The sequence below is a fragment of the Alkalinema sp. FACHB-956 genome (genome assembly GCF_014697025.1).
In the GTDB taxonomy this organism is placed as follows: Bacteria; Cyanobacteriota; Cyanobacteriia; order Leptolyngbyales; family Leptolyngbyaceae; genus Alkalinema.
Map to the genome: position 1 here is coordinate 26,779 of NZ_JACJRC010000007.1, position 15,121 is coordinate 41,899.

At 51.2% G+C, this 15,121-nt stretch carries 12 protein-coding genes; 6 read left to right on the forward strand and 6 right to left on the reverse strand.

The window, feature by feature from the left end; translation table 11 throughout:
• Window positions 1-2: 2 nt before the first annotated feature.
• Together H6G21_RS10025 and H6G21_RS10030 are read left to right on the forward strand one after the other, a co-directional pair.
• Window positions 3-1,676, forward strand: a complete 1,674-nt coding sequence (locus H6G21_RS10025; RefSeq protein ID WP_190573270.1) for a GTPase — start codon at window positions 3-5, stop codon at window positions 1,674-1,676.
• Between the two features lie 342 nt (window positions 1,677-2,018).
• Entirely contained in the window at window positions 2,019-3,935 is a 1,917-nt protein-coding gene (locus tag H6G21_RS10030; protein WP_190573271.1) for an ATP-binding protein, read from the forward strand.
• Between the two features lie 104 nt (window positions 3,936-4,039).
• Here H6G21_RS10030 and H6G21_RS10035 read toward each other — a convergent pair whose 3' ends face one another.
• The 4 genes from H6G21_RS10035 to H6G21_RS10050 form a co-directional block, all read right to left on the reverse strand.
• A complete protein-coding gene (locus H6G21_RS10035) occupies window positions 4,040-4,522 on the reverse strand; it encodes an anthrone oxygenase family protein (protein ID WP_190573272.1) in 483 nt (160 codons plus the stop codon).
• A gap of 127 nt (window positions 4,523-4,649) precedes the next feature.
• Window positions 4,650-5,501, reverse strand: coding sequence for an S-formylglutathione hydrolase (fghA, locus tag H6G21_RS10040; RefSeq protein ID WP_190573273.1), 852 nt, complete (start codon window positions 5,499-5,501; stop codon window positions 4,650-4,652).
• A 49-nt stretch (window positions 5,502-5,550) separates the two neighbouring features.
• The gene (locus H6G21_RS10045; protein WP_190573274.1) at window positions 5,551-6,660 is read right to left on the reverse strand and encodes an S-(hydroxymethyl)glutathione dehydrogenase/class III alcohol dehydrogenase; all 1,110 of its coding nucleotides are present in this window, start codon (window positions 6,658-6,660) and stop codon (window positions 5,551-5,553) included.
• A gap of 351 nt (window positions 6,661-7,011) precedes the next feature.
• Window positions 7,012-8,082, reverse strand: a complete 1,071-nt coding sequence (locus H6G21_RS10050; RefSeq protein ID WP_190573275.1) for a fatty acid desaturase — start codon at window positions 8,080-8,082, stop codon at window positions 7,012-7,014.
• Between the two features lie 496 nt (window positions 8,083-8,578).
• Here H6G21_RS10050 and H6G21_RS10055 point away from each other — a divergent pair, with 496 nt between their 5' ends.
• Window positions 8,579-8,905: a Uma2 family endonuclease gene (locus H6G21_RS10055; RefSeq protein ID WP_190573276.1), complete on the forward strand. Its 327-nt coding sequence runs from the start codon at window positions 8,579-8,581 to the stop codon at window positions 8,903-8,905.
• Window positions 8,906-9,072: 167 nt separating this feature from the next.
• Window positions 9,073-10,140, forward strand: coding sequence for an ABC transporter permease (locus tag H6G21_RS10060; RefSeq protein WP_190573277.1), 1,068 nt, complete (start codon window positions 9,073-9,075; stop codon window positions 10,138-10,140).
• A gap of 34 nt (window positions 10,141-10,174) precedes the next feature.
• Here H6G21_RS10060 and H6G21_RS10065 read toward each other — a convergent pair whose 3' ends face one another.
• Complete coding sequence (locus H6G21_RS10065; RefSeq protein WP_190573278.1) at window positions 10,175-11,092, reverse strand: response regulator; 918 nt, start codon at window positions 11,090-11,092, stop codon at window positions 10,175-10,177.
• Between the two features lie 398 nt (window positions 11,093-11,490).
• On the opposite strand from H6G21_RS10065, the gene pip reads away from it, so the two are divergent.
• A complete protein-coding gene (gene pip, locus H6G21_RS10070; protein WP_190573279.1) occupies window positions 11,491-12,441 on the forward strand; it encodes a prolyl aminopeptidase in 951 nt (316 codons plus the stop codon).
• Window positions 12,442-12,916: 475 nt separating this feature from the next.
• Window positions 12,917-13,216 (forward strand): ferredoxin, encoded by a 300-nt coding sequence (locus tag H6G21_RS10075; protein WP_190573280.1) that lies wholly within the window; start codon window positions 12,917-12,919, stop codon window positions 13,214-13,216.
• A gap of 181 nt (window positions 13,217-13,397) precedes the next feature.
• Here the strand turns inward: H6G21_RS10075 and H6G21_RS10080 are convergent, their stop codons facing one another.
• Window positions 13,398-14,984 (reverse strand): glucose-6-phosphate isomerase, encoded by a 1,587-nt coding sequence (locus H6G21_RS10080; protein WP_190573415.1) that lies wholly within the window; start codon window positions 14,982-14,984, stop codon window positions 13,398-13,400.
• Window positions 14,985-15,121: the final 137 nt, after the last annotated feature.

A 15,121-nucleotide genomic window follows, 5' to 3' on the forward strand; every position in this document is an offset into this window, starting at 1 on the left:
CCATGACTGACCCCACATCCGACTCCCCCCTATCTGAATCTTCTCAAGAAGTGACTGTTCAGGACGCGAACAGTCAGGAGGCGAGCGCCCAAGATCCTAATACCCCAAAGCCGCCGGTTAAGTTGCCCCTTGATGGTTCCTTGGGTAAGTTTCCGTTGAATAGGCTAGTTCCAGATAAGCACTCTCTTCAGCAAATTAGTGAGACTTGGCAGCAATGGACCCAGGGATCTAGCCAATGGGTCAGCCAATGGATTAAAGAGTTGCCCACGCCCCAGGTTGTTGACCAAGTTGCGGGCTGGTTTCGGGTAGATGATGCAAAATTGCAGGATATTCTTCACAGGATCCGCAAAGATTTACCGACTACGCAAGCCATCTTAATCGGGAAACCCCAAGCGGGCAAAAGCTCGATCGTTCGCGGTCTGACGGGGGTTTCTGCGGAAATTATTGGCCAGGGGTTCCGTCCCCACACCCAGCACACCCAACGGTACAGCTATCCCACCGATGAGCTCCCGCTACTGCAATTTGTGGATACGGTTGGCTTGGGGGATGGCATTCAGGAAATTGCCGATGTGGTGCGCGATTTGTTGGGTGAACTGTCTCCTCCCGCTAACGCTCAGCCAGGGGCTGTTGCTGCTACCCAGGCAGGCGATTCTCCCCCTTTAGCCGATCGGCTTGAGCCATTAGAAGCCCAGCAGTCTAGGGCTTTGGAAACATCCCCCGCTGCTAAGGTGATTCTCCTAACGGTTCGTGTCGGCGACTTTGCCACCGATGCCCTGAGGCAGATTGTCCAGCAAGTCCGCCAGAAGCACCCAGAAATCCCTTGTCTCTTGGTCGTGACCTGTCTCCACCAACTCTATCCGCCCAGTCTGGAAAACCATCCTGCCTATCCCCCCCCAATAGGCGAGATCGATCGCGCCTTTGCCCAAATTCAACAGGATTTCCAAGGTCTGTTCGATCGGGCGGTGTTGATTGACTTCACCCTAGAAGAAGATGGTTTTGATCCGGTGTTCTATGGTCTGGAAGCGCTGGTAACGACTTTGGCGGAACTGCTGCCGGAAGCGGAGTCACGGGCGATCGCTCAATTGCTGAACGATCGAGAAATGGGCAACCAAGTGGGTAACCTCTACCGAGAAGCCGCTCGCCGCGCCATTCTGCCCTTTGCCATTATGGCGGGTACCCTGGCAGCCGTGCCCCTGCCCCTGGCAACCATGCCGGTGCTGACAGCGGTGCAAATTTCGATGGTGGCCTTCCTGGGACAACTGTATGGCCAGAAACTGACGGTTTCTCAAGCCGGTGGACTGGTCAGCACGATCGCAGGGGGATTCCTGGCTCAAACGATTGGGCGAGAATTGGTCAAGTTGATTCCCGGTTTTGGCAGTGTGATTGCTGCTTCCTGGGCTACGGCCTACACTTGGGCCTTGGGCGAAACGGCCTGTGCCTATTTTGGTGATCTCCTAGGTGGTCGGAAGCCTGACCCAGCCCAAATTCAAGCGGTGATGAAGTCTGCCTTTGCCGAAGCGCAAGATCGCCTCAAAGGAAAAGCGGTGGACCCCATGTCTACAAACGTGGGCGCAATGTCTGCGAACAATGAGTCTGCGAACAATGACTCTACAAATAATGAGTCTGCAAATAATCACAAACTGAGCCATTCACGAAGCGACAAATTCAGCCAATAACCATCGGCAAATAACCATCAGCCGATAACCAATTAGCCAATCACCAATAGTCTTCTGATAGCGTTTTCTCAATAAAATCTTGAGGCTGCTGTATATCAGCATAGTCTCGCTTGGGTTGGCCGATCGGCGCAGAATACCTGACATCCTAGGGACTGATCACAGTGACTGAATGTGTAAGATCACCTGCGTGGGTGAAGTAAAAACTTGACAATATACGTCAGGATGAATTGGTGGAGTAAGATTCTCCGGTATTTAGCCAGATGATCTCTGAATCCTCCGCATTTACGGCATCCTCTTAAATCAGTGCCCTATATCAGTGCTTTTCTATCTGGTTGAGGTTCTATGCGGTTTGCTCCCTTCCAATTTTGGCAATGGCTATCCTCAGGAGGTTGGTTTGGACAACAGCCTGATCGATCGACCCATTTGGAAATGGCTCAAACCATGGTGGGTCTTGGCAGTTGGCAAATTAAGAATTTGGGTTCTTCCCAGGAAACCTTAGATTGGTCTAACCCGTTATATGGTCTGTTGGGATTGGTTCCCGCAGAGGTGGTTCCTAGTCCGGCTCGTTATTTGGCCCATGTTCATCCCGACGATCGCGATCGGGTACGCCAAGCCCACGCAACCTGGCGAACTCCGCAGAACTTAGTAACCCCAAATTTAGTCGCCCAGAACTTAACCCAACATTTAGTCACCCAACATTTAGTCGCCCAAAATAAGTTAGTCGCCCAGAATTTAGAGGCCATAGAGTATCGTCTCCTGAGTCAGGATGGGCGGGAACGATGGGTGAGAGAGCAGGTCTCTGTGGAATGGTCGGAGCAAGGAGATGGGGTCCATCTGACGGGTGTGGTGCAAGACATTACCTCAGAACGGCAACAGGCGGACTATCATCGGTTGATTGCAGAAACTAGCCAGCGAATTCGTCAGTCCCTCCAAGTGGACGAAATTTTGCAAACGGCGGTGGCGGAGGTTCGTCGGCTGTTGGGGGTCGATCGGGTGTTTATTGCCCAAGTGAATTCACAAGGATGTGGTTACATTGCCGCAGAATCTAACGATGCAATGTGGGGTTCGATCGCGACAGAAGAGTTTCCGGTAGAAGTCATTACTGAATTACAAACGGTTTATCAGCAACGGGGAACGATCGTTCACCACAGTCCAGCAGATCAGCCCCAGGCAGGTTTTCTCCATTACTTGTATCAAAAATACGACGTGCAGGCTGGGATCAGTACTCCCATTTCAACCTCTGGAGCCACGATGGGTTTACTGTCAGTTCATCAATGCAGCAGAACTCGCCAGTGGACAGCAAAAGAGCTGCAATTATTAGAAGAATTAGCGGCTCAAGTTGGCATTGCGCTACACCAGGGCTATCTCTATCGCCAGGTTCAAGAAACGGCGATCGTCTTAGAGCAACAGGTGCAGGAACGCACACAGCAATTGAAACAACAAATGTTATCTTTGCAGATTCTGAATCAGCAACAGGAACGATTAATTCATGCCATTAGCCATGATCTACAAACACCAATATTAGGTATGGTGATGGTTTTACAACGTTTGGCGAAACATCCTGAGAAACCACTATCGCGCACGATGTTGGATCTAATGCTAGACAGTAGCCAACGGCAACTCAGTTTGCTCAAGTCATTGCAAGAGGAGGCAGCGGCTAGTTCACCGATGCTCAAGCTCGATCGCAAACCCACTCAAATGATGAATGTAATCGATCGCGCCCTGAACGACCTGCAACCACTTTTGGCCAATAGCAACACCCAGGTCATCACGCAGTTTGAGGATGGTCTTCCTGTGGTTGCAATGGATGCCAGTCATATTCACCAAGTTTTGGAACATCTAGTGACGAATGCAGTCCAGCACAATTTGCCCGGGACTCAGATCACGATCGAAGTTGGCATGGATGATGGCAGAAGCTCAATGATGTCGCAAAATAACCGACGTTACAGCAGCGATCGTGAAGCCCCTGGGAGCAGATACCCCTGGCAGCATTCCCCTTGCTTATACTGCCGAGTGCAGGATAGTGGGCGCGGTTTGCAACCTGAACAAATTGCTCTGATGTTCCATCGGCCCTACCTCCGCAGTACTCACAATCCCCACATCACGGGGCTAGGATTGGGCTTGTATCTCTGTCACCAGACCATTAAGGCCCATGGTGGAGAAATTGGCGTGACTAGCCAAGCAGGCCAGGGAACGACCGTTTGGTTTACGGTGCCCATTCCGACTTGTGTGACTTCGGCGATCGATCTTGCGAGTTGAATCCTGTTAAATGGAGCAGGCGACAGAGCAGGATTGGCTAAGCATCCAAGCATCCTTACTGAGTACACATCAGACTGGGTACACATCAGAAGACTGGTCACACATCAGAGTGTGAGTGCAAAGAGAACAGCAGCGGCTAGGGATGAGATCGTTCGTACATGATTCCAAAATGTCCAATCCGTCAGATATTTTGCCCAAAATATAGCGCCTTCTGGACTCTCAGGTTTCACTTTGGCCAATGAATCGTTTAAGGGAACATTACAGGCGATCGTGACTCCTAGACTGCCGAGTAAATATAAAGCACTCCCGAGCAGCAGGTAGGTGGAATCTGAATAAGGCCACTTGAGAAACACACCGATCGTCAGTAAGAGACAAACTACTGCGGTGCCGAAGAGGGCAAGCATAAATAGGGGGGTGATGGCAGTTATATTAATCGATTGCATGGCTGCAATTCCTTGAGAGGGCTGAAGCCGAGCTAGAGCAGGCATGACAAAGGTTGAAAATGCGAAGAAGACGCCAGCTACTAAGCCACAGCCCAAGGTTGCCAGTAGCCTTAAGACAAACCATGCCGAATAAGTTGGTGACATATTTCTTGGCTAGAAGTTTTTGCTAGAAGTTTTTGCTAGAAGTTCTCTGTGAAACGTAACATTTGGCAGGCTGTGATCTTACAGACACGAAATTAATTGGGTTTACCCAAGATTTTGGGCCAGGGTGTTACGGCTGACAGAGGGCTTGGGCGTGGTGGCGAATGTGATCCTCCACGAAGGTTGCAATGAAATAGTAACTGTGGTCATACCCCGCCTGCATTCGCAGAATAATTTCTTGGCCCGAAGCTTCGCAGGCAGTTGTAAACGTTTGGGGCATGAGTTGGTTTGCCAAAAACTGATCCGCGATGCCTTGATCGATCAAAATCGGGTGATCTAATTGCACTGTCTGAACCAATTTCGTAGCATCATACTGACTCCAGAGTGCTCGATCGTCGCCCAAATAGAGGCTAAATGCCTTCTGCCCCCAGGGACATTGCATCGGTGCCACGATCGGCGCAAAGGCGGAGACCGATTGATACTGCAATGGATTGCGCAACGCACACACCAATGCGCCATGGCCGCCCATGGAATGGCCAAAAATGCCACTCCGATTCGCCTGTACCGGAAAATGTTGCGCAATCAGTTGAGGCAATTCTGCGGTGACGTAGCTATACATGCGGTAGTGCGATCGCCAAGGTTCCACGATCGCATCGACATAAAAGCCTGCCCCGGTACCAAACTCCCAATCATCATCTTCCCCCGGCAAATTGAGCCCCCGAGGACTGGTATCAGGAGCCACCAGAATTAAACCGTACTCTGCGGCGTAGCGTTGGGCTCCAGCTTTCACCATGAAATTTTCTTCCGTGCAGGTCAAGCCAGAGAGAAAATACAGCACCGGAACCGCTCGTTCCTTAGCTTGCGGTGGCACATAGACGGAGAAACGCATCTCACAATCGCAAACCATCGATCGATGGCTATAAAATGCGACCGTTCCACCAAAGCAAGAAGATTGAGACCGCTGTACGATCGCCTCTGACATACTGACCTCACCAGCAAACGAAATCGATTTATAGGTAAATGGGAAACACTTAAAACGTAATTACAGTGCGGATACCATCTCCTTGTTTCATGATGGTAAAGGCATCGTTAATCTGATCGATCGGTATCACCTGCGTAATCAAATCATCAATATTGATCTTGCCATCCATGTACCAATCCACGATCGTGGGCACATCTGTCCGTCCCCTCGCGCCCCCAAAGGCACTGCCTTTCCACGTCCGTCCGGTCACTAATTGGAAGGGCCGCGTACTAATTTCTTCCCCTGCACCGGCTACCCCAATAATCACACTCACTCCCCAGCCTTTGTGACAGCATTCCAACGCTTGCCGCATCACATTGATATTGCCAATACATTCAAAGCTGTAATCCGCCCCACCCTTGGTCAATTCCACTAAGTAGGCCACGACATCCCCCTCGACTTCCTGGGGATTGACAAAATGGGTCATGCCTAATGTTTCAGCCAACGCCCGCTTGCTCGGGTTAATATCTACGCCCACAATCATGTTTGCGCCAACCATTTTTGCGCCTTGGATGACATTTAAGCCAATGCCGCCTAAACCAAAGACCACCACATTCGATCCCGGTTCCACCTTGGCGGTATTCACAACGGCACCAATCCCCGTCGTCACACCACAGCCAATGTAGCAAACCTTATCAAACGGAGCATCCGATCGAATTTTTGCCAGGGCAATTTCCGGCACCACAGTGTAGTTAGCAAAGGTGGATGTGCCCATATAGTGATGAATCATTTGGCCATCGATCGAAAACCGGCTGGAGCCATCGGGCATGAGGCCGCGCCCCTGGGTGACGCGAATGGATTGGCATAAATTCGTTTTGGGATTGAGGCAATATTCACACTCACGACACTCGGGAATATAGAGCGGAATCACATGATCCCCCGGTTTGAGGGACTTCACCCCTTTCCCCACTTCGACAACCACCCCTGCCCCTTCATGGCCCAGAATGGCAGGAAATAAACCCTCTGGATCCCGACCCGATAACGTGTATGCATCGGTATGGCACACGCCCGTTGCCTTAATTTCAACCAGAACTTCACCATCTCTAGGAGGGGCAAGCTGTACTGTTTCAATGCTCAAGGGCTTCCCAGCTTCAAAGGCAACTGCCGCTTTAACATCCATTCCTGACTTCTCCCGTAGCGTAAAACCTGGTGAAATACCGATGTTCTAATCTTGACACTATCTCCCAAACATTCCAATGGAGTTACATAATGTTCCGTTACATTTGATTGCCAACAGCAACGCTGAATTACCAACAGCAATGCTTGATTGCCAGCAGTCATACTATCCCAGAAGCTGCGTAGTCATCTGCATCAAAAATCTGCAAAAAAAAGATGACAGGTAATGCCCCATCATCTCGCTTTTACCGTTTATTTCTTTGTTTGAACAAATGAATTCACTGGATTAATTGAATGGATTCGACCTCGCGAGTGTAAAGCTGTTAGCTCGGTCAAATCTGCCAGTGGAAGCCGGTTAGTTTAACCCCGCTGCCTTTTTTGCTTTGTATTGCGCAAAGGTTTGGTAGAAGGACGTTTCCGGTTCGTACAGGTGGCAGTTATCGGTGATTTCCTTCACCAATTCCCAGTTAAAGCGCCGTTCAACGAGCTCATCTCCCCAAATTTCCTTCAGGCGATTGTGGGCCATGCGCAGGTTGTAGGAGGGAATCGCGACAGACAAGTGGTGGGGAATGTGAACGTTAATCTTATGGCAAAGGAACTCAACGCCAAAGGGGTAGTCACAATGTACGGTGCCGAACAGTTGAGCCTTCGCTTCGTCCCACACTTCCGGTTCTTGGAAGGGAATTCCGGGCAGGGTATGGTGCACGATCGTGAAGGTGCTCATCCAGAAGTGATACACCATCCAAGGCATCAACCAGAACTTGACCAATCCCCAAGGGCCAGTGAAGGCGAGTAACAGAGATAGCCCGATCGCACCGCCGATGATCACAAACCAGTTGGAGAAATTGGCCTTGGCCCGATCGCGGGGTTTGTAGTTCTCCAAATCAAAGTGAATCAACGCCCAGTGGAGAATAGAACCGATCCACCAGAACTTACCCCGCATCAATTCATAACCCGTCCGTTTTACCGGATCCAAGCTATCATAGTATTCCGTGCGGAAGGGTTGCCAAGCGTTGTCCACATCCATTTTGTTGGTGTAGCGGTGGTGGACATCGTGGAGCAGACGCCAACTGTGGAAGGGGTAAATCAAGGGCAAGAAAACGAGGTGGCCCACGAGATCATTGACCCAGCGCCGCTTTGCAAAGGAGCGATGACCGCAATCATGCCCAATGACAAAAAATCCCGTCAATGCGGTGCCTGTAAAAATCCACGCCAAGGGCAGCAAATACCAAGGAGACAGCGCGATCGCGCAATATCCTAGGGCGACCATGGCGATATTGACCACGACCTGAGTCCAGGCTTTACGCGCATTTTTCTGGAAGCATTCCCGGGGCAAAGTTTTGATAATATCCTTGAGGCGCAATTTTGTTCCCGGCGCGGTTAGCGGATGGGGTGTGGGTTGGGTTGGTTGGACAATTGCGGTCATTGTTACTCCATAAAGACGCACAAAATCTGCCCACAGTAGATACCGCAGGCGGTTTCAAAGATGATCAGCGATGCTCAAAAACATCACCGCAGTTTAGCGGCCCACCTGCACAGCCCCCACAGAACGCAACCCACGAACACAAATCCCACGAACACAAGCCATTAGACAGAAGCATTAGGTTGTTTTTCGGCATTTGGCGTGTTTTTTTGGGCAATCACAAGTGAACTGATGAACGGATTAAGTAACGAATTAAGAAATTTGTTACGAAACCTAAACCTTTATATCATGATTGGCCCCTTCTGCAAGTCAGAATTCCCCTCGGTTTTTCTAGGGAAGTTCAGCTGATTGAGAATTTTTCGCGAGTTGGCATTGAGAAGAAACAGGGGTATCACGTGAGTGTGATAGGTGCCTAGTGGAAATCGATCGGCTCGATAGAATGGAGATACCGTAGCGGCAGATAAGGCAAGATTCCATTAAAGGGCGATCTCAGGCTTGTTTGTTCCTGCATGAACCCAATCCGGCGATCGTGATTGAAATTGTCTCACCGGGGAGCGAAGCCACAGAAAGCGACCAACGGGATTACGTGCAAAAGCCCAAGGAATATGGCGATCGCGGCATTCCAGAGTTTTGGCAAATTGATCCAGAACGGGCCTGGGTGCGAGTTGGGCGTTTGGTCAGCGACCGGCAGGACGATCGGCAGGAGCACGATCGCTATGAGTTTCTGACGTTTCAAGGGGATGCACTGCTCCAGTCGGCAGCTTTTCCAACGTTGCAGCTAACGTTGCAGCTAACAGCGGCACAGGTACTGAGTGCGGATGATTAGCGCCGAGATGGTTAGCGCCGAGATGGTTAGCGCTAAGGGCAATCACCCCCCCACTGAGGCTCAACTCAGGTGGCTCAACTAGGAAATTCCAGACGTTTTCTAGAAAACCATAGACAATAGAAACTAATTTTAGTCACTTCAATTGTTTTCTAGAAACAGAGACTGCTATGGATTGGTGGCAACGGTTACAGAAAAATAACCTGGCTCGCTGGGGTGGCCTGATTTTGGCCTTGTTCTACATCATTGTGATTTTGGCTGAGTTCATTGCGCCCTATGATCCCTACGATTCCCAGGTCGATGGGGCACTCTTGCCACCGACTCAAATCCACTGGGTTGATCAGTCCGGCAAATTCATCGGCCCCCATGTCTATCCCACCACCCAAGGCCCGATCGATGTGCAAACTGGCCAGCGGGAACTGCGGGTCGATCGCAGCCAACCTTCCCCCCTGCGACTGTTTGTCCAAGGGGCGAACTATAAGCTGGCTGGCTTGATTCCCAGTAATCTCCATCTCTTGGGCACCGATGGCAACGGCAAATTGAACCTGCTGGGTACCGACGAGCAAGCCCGCGACCAATTCAGTCGCCTCGTCTATGGTGGGCGCGTCAGCTTGTTTATCGGGCTGGTGGGGATCGCCATTTCCTTCCCGATCGGGATGCTGGTGGGTGGCATCGCAGGCTACTTTGGTGGTTGGATCGATGTCATCCTGATGCGGTTAGTGGAAGTCTTGATGACGATTCCTGGCATTTACCTACTGATTGCCTTGGCTGCGGTTCTCCCACCGGGCCTCACCAGTTCCCAACGATTTTTGCTCGTCACGTTCATCACCTCATTGATCAGCTGGGCTAGCTTGGCACGGGTGATTCGGGGTCAGGTTTTATCCATCAAGGAACGGGAATTTATCCAAGCTGCGCGTGCCATGGGGGGTAAACCGCTCTACATCATCCTGCGGCACGTCCTGCCCCAGACCGCGACCTATGTGATTATTTCCGCCACGCTGTCTGTTCCGAGTTTTATTATTGCGGAGGCAATTCTTAGTCTGATTGGCCTAGGAATTCAACAGCCGGATCCATCCTGGGGCAACATGCTGTCCTTGGCAACCAACGCCTCGATTTTGATTTTGCAACCCTGGTTAATTTGGGCTCCGGCCTCTCTCATTGTGGTGACGGTCTTGGCGTTTAACCTCCTGGGGGATGGGTTGCGGGATGTACTGGATCCCAGAAGCTTGGAACGCTAGTTCTAGGGTGAATCGTGTGATTTCTATAGGATGTTTACGATCGCTGGCCTAATTGGGCTAGGGACAAACGGTTCAGTTCTTGCTGAATGGCCTGACAGGTCGTTTGGTGGGACTGAACCAAATCCTGAATACTGCGCTGAACACTCTCAGCCTCGATCGTGCCTGTGTGGCTGCATTGTTCTACTGCTTCTGCAAGACCCACCAGGGGATAGGCTCCGATGCTGGCGCTAATCGACTTTAATCCATGCAGAGCAAACTCCAAAGCGACTTGATCCGCTTCTTGCGCGGCGTATTGAATTTGTTGAATTAACTTCGTGCTGGTTCTCCAGTAGCTTTGCAACATTTCACTCAAAAAATCATCTTCTTCCTCCAGTTCCTGCTTTAACTGTCGGAGATTTTGGAAATCGATGGGAGCTTGGGCCGTGGGAGCTTGGGCAGTAGGAGCTTGGGCAGTAGGAGCTTGGGTAGGGTGGGCTGGTGGAATGGGAGAAGGGACGGACTGCGCAGAACCCTTGAACGTAGAGGCTTCTCCCGCAGGGGGTGTCGATCGGTGAAGGCATCGTTCAGCATAGCGATCGATCATTCGCCCCAAATCCACCATCCGAATCGGCTTACTCAGAAAATCATCCATTCCAGCCTGGAGACAGCGATCTTGATCCTCCAGGTGACTGTTGGCGGTCAGTGCAATTAACACCGGACGAGGTTCCGGCATCTGACAAATGCGTGTAGCCGTTTCTAAACCATCGAGGCGAGGCATTTTCAAGTCCAACAGCACGATGTCATAGGACTGCTGCTGCAACGCCTCTAAAACGGCGATCCCATCCCCCACGGCCTGCACTTGATGACCCAGCCGCTCTAGCATTTGACGAAATAGGTCTTGGTTGATGGGGTTGTCCTCTGCCAGCAAAATGGAGAGGCTGGCACGAGCCGTGGGTGGAGAGTTGGGATACATAATTCGTGATCTAAATTTCGTGATTCGTAATCTGAATAATGGCTACAGATCCATGATGGTTATAGAGATTGGCCCCGCAGAGAATCTAGTCGATCACTCAGTGAAATTTGGACAATGGCAAATCCCTGCATTCAACAACCCTGAATCAAAATGAGGAAAATTTAGCGCGAGATCCTCTCAAAATTGCACCCAAACGATCGGCTGGCTACTGTAAATTCAACTAGTGTAAATTCTAGGCTCCCTGTGGATTGAAGGGAACGATCGATTTCCTATTCCTAGCTGGAAGTCACTTTGCCTGGGTGGCTTGCAATTGGTTACTGGTGGCCTGAAATTGACTCATTGACTCATTGACTCATTGACTCATTGACTATTGAAAGAAGATTGAACTAGGTTTTGCTATGCGTCAGCCCTATCCTGCGATCGAGCCCTACCAATGCGGGTTTCTGCAAGTTTCGGATTTACACCGAATTTACTACGAACAAGCGGGAAATCCGGAGGGAAAACCGGTGGTGTTTCTCCATGGAGGGCCTGGAGGGGGCAGTTTGCCGATTTATCGCCAGATGTTTGATCCAGCCCAATGGCGGATTGTGTTGTTTGATCAAAGGGGCTGTGGACGCAGTACCCCCCATGCGGAACTACGGGAGAACACCACCTGGGACTTAGTGCAGGACATTGAAACCCTGCGAGACCATTTGGGGATCGATCGCTGGACGGTCTTTGGCGGCAGTTGGGGCAGCACCCTTTCCCTGACCTACGCCCAAACCCACCCCGATCGCTGTACGGGATTAATCCTGCGGGGCATTTTTCTGCTGCGTCGCCAGGAAATCCTCTGGTTTTACCAATCGGGGGCTAGTTACCTGTTCCCCGATGCTTGGGACGCTTACCTGGCACCGATTCCGCCAGAAGAGCAGGACGACCTGCTGACGGCCTACTACCAACGCCTCACCAGCGAGGATCCCCAGGTGCGTGCCACCGCTGCCCGCGCTTGGTCTGTTTGGGAAGGTTCGACCAGTAAGCTATTTGTGGATCCCGATTTCCTCACGAAGTTTGGTGAGCCCGAATTTGCGGAAGCCTTTGCCCGGATTGAGTGCCATTATTTCGTTAACCGAGGATTTTTTGACACCGATGATCAGCTTTTGCGCCAGTGCGATCGCATTCAACACATTCCCACGGTGATTGTCCAGGGTCGCTACGATGTGGTCTGCCCCATGCGATCGGCCTGGGATCTCCACAAAGCCTTACCCCAAGCAGAATTTATCGTGGTGCCCGATGCGGGCCATTCCATGACAGAACCCGGCATTCTGACCGCATTGCTGGAGGCAACCGATCGCTTTGCCGAGTTGCCATAGGTTTGCCCAGCCTCCTAGGTCGTCTAGGCCAACCTAGGAGGCTGGGCAATCTGACCAATCAATTGCTTGGATAAGAAAAACAAATCATTCCCCTGAAAGACATAAGACGAACTTCAGGAAATGCCTCGAAATGAGTCTTTGTAAGGATTCGTTCGCGATGGAGAGGATTTCTTCGAGGTTGTTTACAGAGAGAGTTCTATCCTCCGATAGCGTCCGAAACCCTTGTCCAATGTTGGCTCCAATACATCAATCGGTACATCTTCTCACCGTCCTATAAGTATAAGTAGATCAAATCGCCAAGTCTGATTACGAATCCCATTCACCCAACGTCGATCTCGATCGTCATAACTCAGGTTTTTCCCGTAGTATCTGATATTGAGGCTATTTCCATTTGCCGATTCCCATTGGTGTATGGTTTCGCCATCCGAAATATTTGGCGCATTCGCCATTTTTGTTTAATAGAGAGGACCACTGCATGGCAACTTACAAGGTCACGCTAATCAATGAAGCTGAAGGTTTGAACACCACGCTGGACGTGGATGACGATACTTATATTCTTGATGCAGCAGAAGAAGCAGGCATCGACCTGCCCTACTCCTGCCGTGCAGGTGCTTGCTCCACCTGTGCTGGTAAGATCACCGCTGGTACCGTTGATCAGTCTGACCAGTCCTTCTTGGATGATGACCAAATCGAAGCTGGTTATGTGTTGACCTGTGTCGCATACCCCAGCTCTGACTGCACCATCCTGACCCACCAAGAAGAAGCTCTGTACTAATTTGTACAAGTTCTAAACTTCTTACAAACAAGCAACTGTACGCTTCTCATAGTTGCAAAATAAGCGGGGAACTGGATTCCAGTTCCCCGTTTTGCTGGGTTATGTTTTGCTGGGTAGTATCGCAATTAGGCCAGTGTAACTAGGCCAGTGCAATTAGGCCAGTGCAATTAGGCCAGTGCAATTAGGCCATCGACACGAGTAAGCTATTGGGACGGGCGAGGTCACCTTGCAATTTCACACCCCGATCGTTGGCAGCGAGGTGGCGAACAATTTTGTAAACTGTTTCCACGTCATTGGCCGCGTTGGCGCGAATGGCTAAATCCATCAGGGGCATCGGCGTCTTATCCTGGGACAACACCGTTAACAGGGCGCGTTGCAGTTCCAAAACCTCCGCAGCGGCTTTTTTGCCCGCTTCCACTCCGGGTTGGTGGTAGGAATTGACATTCACCAAAAAGCCGTACAGCCCCACTGCCCGTTCGTAAAGAGCAATCAGCGCCCCCACAATTTCCGCTGTGACTTCCGGAACGGTGACGGTGATGGAATCCCGATCGTTGTCGTAGATGGCCTTACGGGTGCCTTGCAGCAGGCCACAGAGGTAGTCCCCTGAAGTCACATTTGGTTCCACTTCGATCGACCCTTGGCGGCGATCCTTGAGGACTTCAATGAACGTAATGAAGAAATTGGGGACGCCCTCCCGCAACTGCTGCACGTAGGCGTGCTGGTCGGTTGTACCCTTGTTGCCATAGACGGCGAGGCCCTGGCAGACGAGATTGCCATCCAGGTCGTACTGCTTGCCTAAGGACTCCATGACTAACTGCTGGAGGTAGCGGCTGAACAGGAGCAAACTGTCTTTGTAGGGCAGCACGACCATATCTTTTTCGCCCTTACCGTTGCCTGCAAAATACCAGGCCAGGGCCAACAGGGCCGCAGGATTGTTTTTGAGTTCCGCTTGGCGGGTGGCGCTGTCCATGATGTTGGCTCCCTTCAGCATGGCGCGAATGTCTACGCCTTGCAGGGCAGCGGGTAATAACCCTACGGCAGACAGTTCCGAGGTGCGGCCTCCCACCCAGTCGTACATGGGGAATGTAGCTAGCCAGCCTTCCGATTGGGCCACCTGATCTAACTTGCTGCCGCCGGTGGTGATGGCGATCGCGTGCTTGGCAAAGTTGAGCCCCAGGGTTTGGTAAAGGTGCTGCACTTCCAACATGCCGTTGCGGGTTTCGGGGGTGCCACCGGATTTAGAAATGGTAATGACCAGGGTGGTACTGAGGCGATCCTTGAGGCGATTTAACACCCGATCGAACCCGGCGGGATCCGTGTTGTCCAAAAAGTGAAGGGTGAGGGGGGGAAAGTCAGGAGCGAGGGCTTCGGAGACAAATTGGGGGCCCAGGGCTGATCCGCCAATGCCGATCGACAGAACATCGGTAAACTTGGGCGCGTTGGGCGGCTGAATCTCACCGCGATGCACCTTAGCGACAAAGGCATCGATCGCATCCAACGTGGTTGTAATTTCTGTTTGCATTTCCGGGGTGGGGGCCAGTTCTGGCGTGCGCAGCCAGTAGTGACCTACCATGCGATTTTCGTCGGGATTGGCGATCGCGCCGCCTTCCAAATCCGCCATGGCTTGAAATGCTTGGGCAAATTTGGGTTGCATCTGGGCGACGAAGGCCTCGTCAAAGCGCATCCGGCTGATATCGAGATAGAGTCCTAGTCCTTCATGGTAATAAAGCCAAGCTTGATAGCGTTGCCACAGTTCAGTAGGATCCAGTGCAGTATTATGCATTGTTTGTTATCTCCTTCTCTCACTCCACTGACCAGTGTATTCGGCCTCCAGCCTATCGACTTAACAGGAGCGGGAAAGTTTAATGTGAGCAAAAAGTCATCAAATCTTGAAAAAGTGTCAGC